The sequence below is a fragment of the Dyella sp. 01N36 genome, assembly GCF_056399745.1.
The window spans coordinates 1-12412 of record NZ_JBFTRY010000099.1 but is presented as its reverse complement, the minus strand read 5'-3'; the positions used below and the strand labels follow the sequence as shown (position 1 = coordinate 12412).

11 protein-coding genes and 2 pseudogenes are annotated in these 12412 nt (G+C 65.8%); 4 read left to right on the top strand and 9 right to left on the bottom strand.

All coding sequences use genetic code 11. The features are described 5' to 3' along the window. From AC1DMG_RS14610 to AC1DMG_RS14590, 5 genes and pseudogenes are all read right to left on the bottom strand, one after another. Window positions 1-955 (bottom strand): annotated as a pseudogene (locus AC1DMG_RS14610) (phosphomannomutase/phosphoglucomutase); the annotation flags it as partial. Between the two features lie 67 nt (window positions 956-1022). Next, window positions 1023-1493: a dUTP diphosphatase gene (dut, locus tag AC1DMG_RS14605; protein WP_441601693.1), complete on the bottom strand. Its 471-nt coding sequence runs from the start codon at window positions 1491-1493 to the stop codon at window positions 1023-1025. Beyond that, on the bottom strand, window positions 1490-2695 hold the full coding sequence (coaBC, locus tag AC1DMG_RS14600; RefSeq protein ID WP_441601694.1) for a bifunctional phosphopantothenoylcysteine decarboxylase/phosphopantothenate--cysteine ligase CoaBC: 1206 nt from the start codon (window positions 2693-2695) through the stop codon (window positions 1490-1492). The genes dut and coaBC overlap by 4 nt, the downstream gene beginning before the upstream one ends. Window positions 2696-2795: 100 nt before the next feature. Next, window positions 2796-3695 carry an SDR family oxidoreductase gene (locus tag AC1DMG_RS14595; RefSeq protein ID WP_477180683.1) on the bottom strand — a complete coding sequence of 300 codons (900 nt, stop codon included), beginning with the start codon at window positions 3693-3695 and terminating at the stop codon, window positions 2796-2798. Between the two features lie 48 nt (window positions 3696-3743). Next, window positions 3744-4484, bottom strand: a complete 741-nt coding sequence (locus AC1DMG_RS14590) for an SDR family oxidoreductase (RefSeq protein ID WP_441601696.1) — start codon at window positions 4482-4484, stop codon at window positions 3744-3746. 113 nt (window positions 4485-4597) lie between these two features. Between AC1DMG_RS14590 and AC1DMG_RS14585 the strand changes: the two genes are divergently transcribed. The 4 genes from AC1DMG_RS14585 to AC1DMG_RS14570 all read left to right on the top strand — a co-directional run bounded on the left by AC1DMG_RS14585 (window position 4598) and on the right by AC1DMG_RS14570 (window position 9219). Next, window positions 4598-5500 (top strand): LysR family transcriptional regulator, encoded by a 903-nt coding sequence (locus AC1DMG_RS14585; RefSeq protein WP_441601697.1) that lies wholly within the window; start codon window positions 4598-4600, stop codon window positions 5498-5500. A gap of 80 nt (window positions 5501-5580) precedes the next feature. Continuing rightward, entirely contained in the window at window positions 5581-6252 is a 672-nt protein-coding gene (gene radC, locus AC1DMG_RS14580; protein ID WP_441601698.1) for a RadC family protein, read from the top strand. Window positions 6253-6774: 522 nt separating this feature from the next. After that, complete coding sequence (gene argS / locus AC1DMG_RS14575) at window positions 6775-8466, top strand: arginine--tRNA ligase (RefSeq protein ID WP_441601699.1); 1692 nt, start codon at window positions 6775-6777, stop codon at window positions 8464-8466. Next, window positions 8467-9219, top strand: a complete 753-nt coding sequence (locus AC1DMG_RS14570) for an SPOR domain-containing protein (RefSeq protein ID WP_441601700.1) — start codon at window positions 8467-8469, stop codon at window positions 9217-9219. Between the two features lie 149 nt (window positions 9220-9368). Here the strand turns inward: AC1DMG_RS14570 and AC1DMG_RS14565 are convergent, their stop codons facing one another. The 4 genes and pseudogenes from AC1DMG_RS14565 to AC1DMG_RS14550 form a co-directional block, all read right to left on the bottom strand. After that, the gene (locus tag AC1DMG_RS14565; RefSeq protein WP_441601701.1) at window positions 9369-10229 is read right to left on the bottom strand and encodes an NAD(P)-dependent oxidoreductase; all 861 of its coding nucleotides are present in this window, start codon (window positions 10227-10229) and stop codon (window positions 9369-9371) included. A gap of 16 nt (window positions 10230-10245) precedes the next feature. Further along, window positions 10246-11436 (bottom strand): DUF3734 domain-containing protein, encoded by a 1191-nt coding sequence (locus tag AC1DMG_RS14560; protein ID WP_441601702.1) that lies wholly within the window; start codon window positions 11434-11436, stop codon window positions 10246-10248. 16 nt (window positions 11437-11452) lie between these two features. Continuing rightward, window positions 11453-12193 carry an acetoacetate decarboxylase gene (locus AC1DMG_RS14555; RefSeq protein ID WP_477180682.1) on the bottom strand — a complete coding sequence of 247 codons (741 nt, stop codon included), beginning with the start codon at window positions 12191-12193 and terminating at the stop codon, window positions 11453-11455. Window positions 12194-12298: 105 nt separating this feature from the next. Next, a pseudogene (locus tag AC1DMG_RS14550) lies at window positions 12299-12412 on the bottom strand (3-hydroxybutyrate dehydrogenase); the annotation flags it as partial.

The window sequence follows — 12412 nt, the reverse complement described above, 5'->3', positions numbered from 1 at the left end:
TCACCGGCGCGGGCGCAGCAGGCTTGGGCGCTGCGATGCGGGCGGGCGCCACAGGCGCTTCCGCCGCCTGCTCGGCTTCAAGCAGTTCCGACAGCACCGGTTCCGCCGCATCGTTGCGGACGCGGCGGACGCCCAGTCGATCGCGCATCCAGATCAGATAGATGCCCGCGCCCAGGCCCAGCAGTCCGAGCAGGGCCGTCAGCGGCCAGACGCGCGGCAATACGATATAAGCCGATGGCAGGGCCGCCAGCACGCTGAAGGTGCTGCCTTCGATCGCTCTGCCGTTCGCTTCGCGCTCGGCCGAGCCATTGCCGGTAGCGAGCAGACGCAGGTCACCGCGATCGTCGCCCTGACGCAGTTCCAGGCGTCCACCTGCGGTGGGGATGGATTCAAAGCGCTCCTGCAGCGGAGCGAACGGCAACGCCACCCAGGCCCACGCCTGCGGGTGTGCGGCCGGCCCCACCGGTATCACCAGCGCAAGCACGCGCGTGCCGTGGGCATCGGGCACGGACTGGGCCAAAGGCTTGCCATCGGCGGTTTGCGCCGCCATCAGCTGGGCCGCCTTGCCGTAGCCGAATACGCGATAGTTCGCATGCAGCACCTCGTCGAGGCTGCCGCTGTAGACATCCACCGCCAGCGCCTGGGGAAGGAGATGGCGCAGTTCGGTGGCGGCCTGGGCCGGATCGGACACGATGATGGCCGGGTCCAGCGAATGGACCGCCGCTTCCACGCGGCCCCGCTCGCTGGCAATGTCCGCCGCCAGGGCGTCCGCTGCCTGCTTCTGGGCGGCGTGCACGCGCTCGACCACGTTGCCTTCGTCGAAGATCTGCCAGGTCTGCCAGAGGCAGAACAAGCCACCGAGCACCAGCAAGGTGCCCGCGGCGAATGGCAGCAGCCGGCGTCCGTCGATGGATCCGGCAAAACTTCGGCTACCGACGTTGAAGATGTTGGCCATGTCCTGTCCCCGCACAGGCTATCTGGTCGCTTCCCATGCGAGCGCGAGCGCCCGCACCACTTTGCACTCAGTTGACCCCGGTCGAACCGAACCCACCCTCGCCCCGCTGCGACGGCGCAAACGCCTGCACCACCTTCAGCCGTGCCTGCGCCACCGGCACCAGCAACAGCTGGGCGATGCGATCGCCTACTTCGATGGTGTAGGGCTGCGTGCCGCGGTTCCAGCATGAAATCATCAAGGGGCCCTGGTAATCGGCATCGATCACGCCCACCAGGTTGCCCATCACCAAACCGTGTTTATGGCCCAGACCCGAGCGCGGCACGATCAGCGCGCACCAGCCCGGATCACCAATATGGATGGCCATGCCGCTGGGCACCAGCACGCTGTCGCCCGGTTGCAGGGTCAACGGCGCCTCGATGGCTGCGCGCAGATCCATGCCGGCGCTGCCGATGGTGGCAGCCTGCGGCAGGGGGATGACATCGCCCAGGCGCGGATCGAGGATCTTCAGCTCGACGTCGACTGCATTGCCAACCGTCACTGGCGCACCGCCCGGTAACGCTCGGCCACCTTGGCCACCAGCTGTCGCGCCAGTTCCGTCTTGGAGGCACGCGGCAGTTCGATGGCCCCATCAGGACCGTAAAGCGTGAGGGCGTTGTCGGCGGCTTCGAATCCGAGGCCACCGCCCACCTGGTTGGCGGCAATCATGTCTAATCCTTTGCGCTTGAGTTTGTCTTGCGCGTATCGCTCCACATCATGCGTTTCCGCGGCAAATCCGACCAAGAAGGGGCGCACGGTTTGCGCAGCCAGCGTGGCGAGGATGTCCGGGTTCTCGGCCAGACGCAGTTCCAGGGGCGCGCCGTCGTGCTTTTTAAGCTTGTGATCGGCAACGGTGGCCGGTCGGTAGTCACCCACCGCGGCGGCGGCGATGTAGATATTCGCATCGGCGCAGGCAGCCACCACCGCATCGCGCATCTGCTCGGCGCTGCGCACATCGATACGGCGCGTCATCCCCGGTGGCGTCGCCATGCTCACCGGGCCGGCCACCAGAGTGACCTCCGCGCCGGCCTGCGCGGCCGCTTCGGCGACGGCGAAACCCATGCGGCCGGAACTGCGGTTGCCGATGAAACGCACCGGATCGATGTCTTCATAGGTGGGCCCGGCACTCACGACGACCTTGAGCCCACGCAGGACTTGCGCGCCGAAGGAGCCGACGATCGCCTCGCGCAGCTCCAACGGTTCCAGCATGCGGCCCGAGCCGATATCACCGCAGGCCTGGTCGCCCGATGCAGGGCCAAGGATATGCACGCCACGCTGGCGGAGGATGTCCACATTGGCCTGCACCGCCGGATGCGCCCACATCTGCTGGTTCATGGCGGGCGCCACATACAGCGGCGCAGCGCTGGCCAGGCAGACGGTGGTCAGCAGGTCGTTCGCCATGCCGTGGGCAAGACGCGCAATCAGGTCGGCGCTCGCCGGTGCGATGATGATGCGCTCGGCCCAGCGGGCCAGCTCGATGTGACCCATCGCCGCTTCGGCTTCGGCGTCCCACAGGCTGGTGCGCACCGGCTGGCCGGACAGCGCCTGGAAGGTGGTGGCACTGACGAAGTGCGCCGCGTTTTCGGTCATCACCACGCGGACCTCGGCGTCGAGGTCGCCCAGGCGACGGACCAGTTCGCAGGATTTATAGGCAGCGATGCCGCCGGACACGCCCAGCAGGATGCGGCGTTGGGCAAGACTCATGTGATTGGGCCTGACTACCGTTTGGGGCGGTAGCTTACCGGAATCATTCGTCCTGCTCGGTAAAAGTGAAGCGGGCGGCTGATCACCGCCCGCCCTGTGCTCAAGCCGTCACGCGCGGATGAAGGATGTCATCCAGACCGATGYGGCGCAGCAGCTCCGCGCGGACGCGATCGGCCACGCCGTTGACGATCTCGGCACCGTCCTCGGAGGGATCGATATGCACGCGGAACGGACGCTTGCCGAAGGGCTTGTCCACCACCTCGACGATGGCCCGTGCGACGGCCTCCGGGTCGGCATCAGCCGGTTCCAGCGAGGCGAGTCCCTTGAAAGCCACTTCGCTGAAATCGCCGGTGGGGCCTTCGGCGTAGATCTTGGCAACCGCCTCATCCGCCGGCGCGCCGGCATGGGCGAAATGGTTGGTGCCCTTGGTAAAGGCGCCAGGTACCACGATGGAGGTCTCGATGCCCCAGCGCGCCAGCTCGCCGGCATAGCTCACCGCCAACGAATCCATGCCCGCCTTCGCGGCGAAGTAGGGCGCCAGATACGGTGGCGTGCCGCCGCGTACGCTGCTGGAGGACACCCACACCACCAGCCCCCGGCCTTGCTTGCGCAACTGCGGCAGGGCGGCGCGGTTGACGCGCTGCGTGCTCAGCACATTGGTGTCGTAGAGCTGGGCGAACTGTTCCGGCAGGAAGGCTTCGGCCGGACCGTAGGACATGTGCCCGGCATTGTGGATCACCACGTCCAGCCGCTGGTGCTCGGCCACGATCTGCGCAATCGAGGCATCGACCGACGATTGCGAGGCCACGTCCATTTCGATGGCGCGCAGGTCCACGCCCTGTTCCTGTGCATAGCGCTGCATATCGGCCACGCGATCCGCGTTGCGACCAGCCGTTTCGCGCATGCCGGCGTAGACGATGTGGCCGGCGTGGGCCAGCGCGCGGGCGCTCATCAGGCCGAAGCCGCTCGAAGCGCCGGTGATGACAATGACGTACTTCATGATGCGTTCTCCCAAAAAGGCATCGCGTGGCGATGCGGGTAAGTGGAATCAGACGAGGCCGCCGTTGGCGCGCAGCACCTGGCCGTTGACCCAGCTGCCGTCGGGGCCGGCGAGGAAGGACACGACGCTGGCGATGTCATCGGGCGTGCCCAGGCGCTCGAGCGGCGCAGCCTTGGCGAGCTGGTCGATCTGGTCCTGCGTCTTGCCCTTGAGGAACAAGTCAGTGGCCGTCGGGCCCGGCGCCACCGCATTGACGGTGATGGCCCGGCCGCGCAGCTCTTTGGACAGCACGTGCGTCATCGCTTCCACCGCGGCCTTGGTGGCCACGTAGACGCCGTAATTGGGGAAATTGAGGCCCACCACGCTGGTGGAGAAGTTGACGATGCGGCCACCCTGGCGCAGGCGCTTGCCCGCCTCGCGCAGCGTGTTGAAGCTGCCCTTGAGGTTGATCGCGATGGTGCGGTCGAACAGCGCATCGTCGGTATCGCTCAGCGGCGCCAGCTGCATGATGCCGGCGTTGTTGACCAGCACATCCACGCCACCGAACGCGGTTTCGGCCGCGTCGAACATCCGGCGCACCGCCACCGGGTCGGCCACATCGGCCTGGGCGGTCAGCGCATGGCCGCCAGCGCTTTCGATCTTGCGGGCCAGCGCCTCGGCGGAAGCGGCGTCGCCGGCGTAGTTGATGACCACCGTGAAGCCATCGCGGGCCAGACGCTCGGCCACCGCCGCGCCGATACCACGCGAAGCGCCGGTGACGATGGCGACTTTGGAAACCTGTGCAGACATGGGGAATATCCTCGGAAAGAGCCGACCCGTTGTCGGCGCAAGCAAAGGATGGACTTTTCCTTTGGCCGGATAATCTGCTTCAATCCGTCATCATCATTCGGATAAGTCGAACAGTGGACAAGGTCGACGCCATGCGCCTCTTCGCCCGCATCGTGGAGCGCCGCAGCTTCACCTTGGCCGCGCAGGACCTGGAGCTGCCGCGCTCCACCGTCACCGAGGTGGTCAAGCGCCTGGAAGCCCGGCTGGGCGTGCGGCTGCTCGAACGCACTACCCGACAGGTGCGGGCCACGCTGGACGGCGAGGCCTATTACCAGCGTTGCCTGAGCATCCTGGCCGAGATCGAGGAAGCCGAGGCCGCCTTCACCGGGGCACGCCCCAGCGGCCTGTTGCGGGTGGACGTGCACAGCGTGCTGGCCCGTCATTTCATGCTGCCGGGGCTGCCCGGGTTTCTCGAGCGTTATCCGGACATCCAGTTGCGTATCGGCGAGGGCGACCGCTACGTCGATCTGGTCCGCGAGGGCGTCGATTGCGTCCTGCGCGTAGGCAAGCCCACCGACAGCAGCATGATCGGCCGCCAGATCGCCACCCTGGTGGAAGGCACCTACGCGAGCCCCGCCTATCTGGAACGGCACGGCATGCCGACATCGCCCGACGATCTGGACGGGCACCAGATGGTGGCTTTCGTGTCATCCGTTTCCGGCAGCACGCTGCCGCTGGAATTCTGCGTGGACGGCGGTGTGCGCGAACGCCTGTTGCCCCATGCGGTAAGCGTGGCGGGCGCGGAAATGTACGTGGCCACTGCCCGACTTGGCCTGGGCCTCATCCAGGTCCCCTGCTATCGCGTCCAGGACGACCTCGCCTGCGGCACGCTGGTGGAAGTGCTGCCGCGATACCCACCCACGCCCTCGCCGGTCTACGTGCTGTATCCGCAGAACCGTCAGCTCTCACCGCGCGTGCGGGTCTTCATCGACTGGCTGAGCGGCGAGTTCGCGGCCCGGTTTCCGCCGACAAACTGACTCATCGTCGGCACGCATACCCACATGCGCTTCGCCGCGCGCCGATGGGCGCGCCCTTCATCGGACGGCAGGCTGTTCCGATGAGCATCCATCAATGGCCCGAGGGCGAGCGCCCACGAGAAAAACTGCTGGCGCGCGGCTGCGGCGCCCTCTCCGACGCCGAGCTGATCGCCGTACTGCTGGGCAGTGGCGTAGTCGGCAAAGATGCCATCGCGCTGGCCCGTGAACTGCTGGTGGTCAGCGGAGGCCTGGCAGCCCTGCTCACCGATCCGGGTGACACCATGCGCCTGCGCGGCATCGGCCCGGCCAAACGCGCCCGTCTGGTCGCGGCACTCGAACTGGCTCGGCGCACGCTGGCGGAGCAACTCACCGATCGCCGGCCGCTGGGCAACCCGCGTGAAAGCGGCAGCTACCTCAGCGCCAAGCTGCGGCACCTGCCCTACGAGGTGTTCGGCTGCCTGTTCCTGGACAATCGCCACCGGGTGCTGGCCTTCGAAGAACTCTTCCGCGGCACCATCGACAGCGCGAATGTGCATCCACGCGAAGTGGTGCGCGCCTGCCTGCGCCACAACGCGTCGGCGGTCATCCTTGCCCACAACCATCCCAGCGGCGTAGCCGAACCAAGYGCCGCCGACCGCACCATCACGCGGCAACTGCGGGACGCCCTCGAGCTGGTCGGCGTGCGGGTGCTCGACCATCTGGTGATCGGCAGCGGCGAGCCGGTGTCGATGGCGATGCTGGGGTTGATCTAGCTGCGTTGATAGCACGCTGACTTAGATCAGAATTTTCCTGTCGCCCAAAAAAAACAACGGCGCGGGGGGAGATCCGCGCCGTATGGCCGTCTTGTGGGGAGAAAGGAGAGTAACGGCGTGCTCCTGCCCCCGTCGGCGGGGAGGTGCCTAAGGGACGAGAGATAGTGTGGCGCTGCCGCATGACAGGGTCGTTACGTGGATCGAGACAAATGCATAAGGCTGGCAAGAACGATTGGTCCTGCGACTTATGCACATTCGGCCTGAGACGGCACTTTCCGTTCACATTCTCTTGAGTCCCGCAGAAGTGCATCGCAACTGCATGATTTAGATTGCTATTTTTTGTGACGGTGACATTTCCGTCGGGAAAACCCTGCGATGCCTCTTGCGGGGACAGACATTCCCCACAGAGTTATCCACAGACTTCGCCACTGCATCGCAGCACGCCGGCGCGCGACACCGGGGCCGGCTCGACCGGCCCTGGTCTGATAGGATTAGGGGTTCCATCGCCGTCAGACACTTACCGTGAAAGAACAGCTGCGCGAACTGCTGCTGCAGGCCATTCGTACCCTGCAGAATGAGGCCACCCTGCCCGCCGACCTCGAAGTGCCCCACTTCGTGATCGAGCGTACGCGCAGCCGCGATCATGGTGACTTTGCCGCCAACGCGGCGATGCTGCTGGCCAAGCCTGCCCGCGCCAAACCGCGCGAGCTGGCCGAGAAGCTGGTGGCAGCGCTGCCGGCCAATGGGCTGGTGGGCAAGGTCGAGATTGCCGGCCCGGGCTTCATCAACTTCTTCCTCGCACCGGGCGCTTACCACGCCGAAGTGGGCCAGGTGCTCGCCGAGGGCAATGCCTACGGCCGCAGCAGCACCGGCAAGGGCGTGACGGCGGGTGTGGAATTCGTCTCCGCCAACCCGACCGGCCCGCTGCACGTGGGGCACGGCCGCAACGCGGTGCTGGGCGACTGCATCGCGCGCGTGCTCGACGCCACCGGCTGGAAGGTAAAGCGCGAGTTCTACTACAACGATGCCGGCGTGCAGATCCACAACCTGGCCGTGTCGACCCAGGCGCGCGTGCGCGGCCTGACGCCAGACGACGCCGGCTGGCCGGAAGACGGTTACCGCGGCGACTACATCGCCGACGTGGCGAAGTCCTACCTCAACGGCGACACCGTCGAAGTGGAAGGCCATGCCGTCACCGGTGCCAAGAACCCGGACGATCTGGAAGCGATCCGTCACTTTGCCGTGGCCTACCTGCGTCGCGAGCAGAACCTGGACCTGGCCGCCTTCGGCGTCGGCTTTGACGTCTACTACCTCGAGTCCTCGCTCTACAACGACGGCAAGGTCGAGGAGACCGTGCGCGAGCTGGTCGCCCACGGCCATACCTACGAGGACGGCGGCGCGCTGTGGTTGCGCTCCACCGACTACGGTGACGACAAGGACCGCGTGATGCGCAAGTCCGACGGCACCTATACCTATTTCGTGCCGGACGTGGCCTACCACATGACCAAGTGGCAGCGCGGCTATGTGAACGCGGTGACCGTGCTGGGTTCCGATCACCACGGCTCGCTGGCGCGCGTGAAGGCAGGCCTGCAGGCGCTGGACACCGGCATTCCCAAGGGTTATCCGAACTACGTGCTGTACCAGATGGTGACGGTGATGCGCGGCGGCGAAGAGGTGAAACTCTCCAAGCGCGCCGGCAGCTACCTCACCCTGCGCGACCTTATCGAAGAAGCCGGCCGCGACGCGACCCGCTACTTCCTGATCGCGCGCAAGGCCGATTCGCAACTGGTGTTCGACATCGACCTGGCCCGCTCGCAGAGCAACGACAATCCGGTCTATTACATCCAGTACGCCCACGCCCGCGTCTGCCGCGTGCTGGAGGAGCTGGCCGAGCGCGGTCTGCCGCCGGTGGACACCAAGGCCGGCGTTGCCCAGCTGTCGCGTCTGGACACCGAGCACGAGCAGGCGCTGTTCACCGAGCTGTCGCGCTACGCCGAAGTGGTGGAGGCGGCGGCGGCCAATCTGGAACCGCACCTGATCGCGCAATACCTGCGCGAGCTCGCCGGCTCGCTTCACAGTTACTATCACGAGCACAAATGGATCGTGGACGACGCCGAGCTGCGCAATGCGCGCATCACGCTGGTGCTCGCCACGCGCCAGGTCATACGCAACGGTTTGGATTTGCTGGGACTCAGTGCCCCGGAGAAGATGTAAATGGCAGCACGCAAGGGCAAAGGTCGACAGGCCGTCCGCAATAACAGCGGTGGCATGCCGGGCTGGGGTTGGGCGGTGATCGGCATCCTGATCGGTGCCGTGCTCATGTTCGCCATGCGCGGCCACCTGCCGATGGCGCCGCGCGCCGGCGACGGCCCGCAACCCAACGCGCAGGCCACGGCGCAGCGCGGCAGCGATGCCGGCGCGGCCGGCACGGAATCCACTTCGGCCACCGATGCCGCGCCCGCCGCGAAGAAGCCGCAATACGACTTCTATTCGGTGCTGTCGGAGAAGGAAGTGCGCATTCCCGACGCGGTGATCAGCGCGCAGGCCAAGGCTGAGCAGCAGCAGAAGCAGCAAGCCGCCCAACAGGCAGCCGCGCAGCAGCAGGCTCAGGCCGCCGCGCAGAAGCCGGCGCCGGGTCCGGCCGCCGTGGCTGAAGCCATCACGCCTGCGCCCGAATCGGCGGTGCATGCGCCGGCGCCGGCACCGACTGCTGCTGCGGCTGCACCTGCTGCCAGCGGATACCTGCTGCAGGTCGGCGCCTTCCCCAGCCCCTCCGATGCCGAAACGCTGAAGGCCAAGCTAGCCATGCAGGGCTTCGTCGCCAACGTGTCGCCGGTGAACGTCAACGGCCAGACCTATAACCGCGTGCGCCTGGGCCCGTTCCATTCGGCCACCGAGCTGGAATCGGCCAAGCAGCGTCTGACCTCGGCGGGGATCAACGCGATTGCGCTGAAGGAAGGCAGATAAGGCCGGTCTTGCAACGCAGCCACAAAAAAAGCCGCGCACTGCGCGGCTTTTTTTATGTGCGCATGTTTGTGGGAGCGCACCCTGTGCGCGACGGTCTCGATACAACGCAGCGCCGTCGCGCACAGGGTGCGCTCCCACAGTCGCCCTGATCAGCCCTTGCGCTTGAGCCTGATCAAACCGGAAATATCGTCATCGCCGTGGCCCTGCGCCATCAGCTCGGCGTAGTCGGCGAGCGAGCGTTCGATCACGCTGCGGTTGGTGCCGGCTTTTTCAGCGATGCCGCGGACGATGCCCAGATCCTTGTGCAGCAGGCCGAGCTTAAAGCCGACGCTGAACTCGTTGCGCAGCATGGTGGCGCCCCGCTTTTCGAGGAACCAGTTGCCGGCTGCGCCCGCGCCCAGCGTGGGCAGCAGACGTTCGGGATCGAGACCGAGTGCCTCGGCGAGGGCGAGTCCTTCGCAGACGCCCTGGGCGATGCCTGCCACCAGCACCTGGTTGACGGCCTTGGTGGCCTGACCGGCGCCGACGTCGCCCAAATGGGTGACGCGCAGGGCATACGCTTCGAGTACCGGGCGAGCGCGTTCAAGCACATCGGCATCGCCGCCGACCATCACGGAAAGCTTGCCGTTCTTCGCTCCTTCCACGCCGCCCGATACCGGTGCGTCGAGGAATTGCGCGCCGACGGCGGCCAGCTTGGCAGCGGCCTGCTTGGCGGTATCGGGCGCCACGGTGGAGTGATCCACCACGATGGCGCCCTTCTTCAGATGCGGCAGGAGTGCGTCGACGGTGGAGAGTACGTCGGCATCGGCGGTGACGCATAGCGCGATCACGTCGCACTGCGCGGCGATCTCCGCCAGCGACGGCGCGAGCACGCCAAGGTCCTTGGCCACGGCATCGGCATTGGCCTGCGTGCGGCTGGCGACGGCGTGCAGCAGGCCGTGGGCTTTGAGATGACCGGCCATCGGCGTGCCCATGGCGCCGAGTCCGATGAATGCTGCCTTGAGACTCATGAGTGTTCCTGGGTTTTCAATCTTCGCAGTGTACGTCGTGGGTGATGAAGGGGTGTTCGGGCGTCGGTCGTTCGAACCACTCCGGTTCGTCGAGCGTGCACAACATGTCGTCCATGCCGCTGGTCCAATGCAGCCTCATGCTGTCGACGCTGAACTCGTAATCCTTGTAATGCCCTTCGTACGGCTTGTTTCGGTAGATCAGGTGGAACAGGTTGATCAGCGCACCACTGGCGTGGACCTCGGCCTGTTTGTAGGCGAGATGGTTGCGCTGCTCTTCCGGCACCAGCTTCATCAGGTCATGAAGTATGCGTTGTTGGCGCTGCCGCTGCGCCATGTATTCGGTGATCAGTCGCGTGCGGCTGGAATACTGGATGTCCTTCGAACGCGTGGTGACTTCGGCAAGATCGCGCGGCAGCTCGCCGCGGGCGCTCCACAGATCCACCTGGAAAACCAGCGAATCGCGACAGGCCGGATCGGACAGGACCTTGTAGAGCGGCGTGTTGGAGACCATGCCGCCATCCCAGTAGAACTCGCCATCGACTTCGATGGCCGGGAACCCGGGCGGCAGCGCACCGGATGCCATGAAGTGCTCGACGCGCAGGTTGCCTTCGGTGTTGTCGAAATACGCAAAATTGCCGGTTCGTATGTTGACGGCGCCCACCGAGACGCGCATCGATGTCTTGTGATTGATGCGGTCGAAATCGACGAGGCGTTCGAGCGTGGACTTCAACGGCGCCGTGTCGTACCAGCTCGCCGAGGCAGGCGAGGCTCGCCACGGCATCAAGGGAAACGGGCGCGGCGTGAAGAAGCCGGGCTGTCCCTCCGTCAATGCGCGCAGTGCGGCCAGGCCACTCAGGCCGTTCTGCCACGGAAGCTCCCATGCAGCTGGGTCCATCGGCGGCGTGAACCAGGCAGGGAACAGCTGCGGCCGGGTGATGCTTTCCCAGAACTCGCGCAGCCGCGCCACACGATGCTCCGGTGCGTTGCCGGCGATGATTGCCGCGTTCAACGCGCCGATGGAAATGCCGGCCACCCAGTTCGGATGTAAGCCGGCCTGGTCCAGGGCCTCGTAGACACCGGCCTGATAGGCGCCCAGCGCGCCACCACCCTGCAGCACCAGCGCGATCGTCTGGTACTTCTGGTGGTGCTCTTGCAGCAGGTTGAGTGCGGCGGTCTTGTCGCTCGCGGATTTCTTTCGGACGTCCATACGGATCAGCCTCGACTCACTCGGCCAGATAATCGTGTACCACGGTGCCCAGGTCGAGCGTCAGGTCCGTGATGAAATGCAGGGCCGACTCCACCTTCAACACCGGCAGGTCGGCCACCGGCGCCAGCGCATGCGGATGTAGCTCCAGCGAGCCTGGCCCGGTCCATGCGCCCTTGAGCGTCACGTTGGTGGTGAAGTAGCGGACCAGCTCGCAGATGCGCGGCGTGCCGTCCACGTGCGGAATGATCTTGAGCAGGTAGTTGGGGGCCGCCAACGAAGCCAGCACCGCCTGATGATCGGCTTCGCGGTGCTTGAAGCCCATGGTGGCCTTGGCCACGCGCACCTTGCCGTAATCGAGCGTGCCGACCAGGGTGTCGATCTCGGTGTCCAGCTGCGGGCTGGCCAGCTTTTTCGGAAAGCCCCATAGCTCGCGCCCGCCGGCAATGGGTGGATGATCGTTCAAGTACATCGAATGCACGTAGCCGCCATGTTGACCCTGGAAGCTGACGGGRATCACCTGGCCYGATTCGGTGTAGTCGCCGAAGCCGGTGGARTCSGGCATGCGGATGAATTCGTAWTTGACCAGCGGCTCGGTGACTTCGAGCGGCTCGGGCACCACCGCGCGCAAGGCATCGAGGTCGGTGCGATAGGTGATGACCAGGAATTCGCGATTGACGAAACGATAGGGGCCCACGGGAAACGCGGGACTGGTCAAGGGCATGGCGAAAGCATTGGCTTTTACGTCGGCGATCTTCATGCAAGGCTCCGGACAGACGGCCACGCGCTGCTCATTGCTGCGCGTGGCGCGGTATCGACCCACTCCGATGGCGACCGCCCGGCACAACCGGGCGGATCACCGCGATTACTGCATGTACCAGCCGTGGCTGACCACGATCGATTGTCCCGTAAGCGCGGCCGACGGGAAGCTGGCCAGATACAGCGCGGTCTGCGCGATGTCTTCCACGGTGGTGAAGAC

Bases quoted from the DNA above. Each gene is read 5' to 3' on its own strand.
- AC1DMG_RS14565 (WP_441601701.1), bottom strand. From the start codon at position 10,229: ATGAGTCTCAAGGCAGCATTCATCGGACTCGGCGCCATGGGCACGCCG.
- AC1DMG_RS14590 (WP_441601696.1), bottom strand. From the start codon at position 4,484: ATGTCTGCACAGGTTTCCAAAGTCGCCATCGTCACCGGCGCTTCGCGT.
- AC1DMG_RS14570 (WP_441601700.1), top strand. From the start codon at position 8,467: ATGGCAGCACGCAAGGGCAAAGGTCGACAGGCCGTCCGCAATAACAGC.
- coaBC (WP_441601694.1), bottom strand. From the start codon at position 2,695: ATGAGTCTTGCCCAACGCCGCATCCTGCTGGGCGTGTCCGGCGGCATC.
- AC1DMG_RS14560 (WP_441601702.1), bottom strand. From the start codon at position 11,436: ATGGACGTCCGAAAGAAATCCGCGAGCGACAAGACCGCCGCACTCAAC.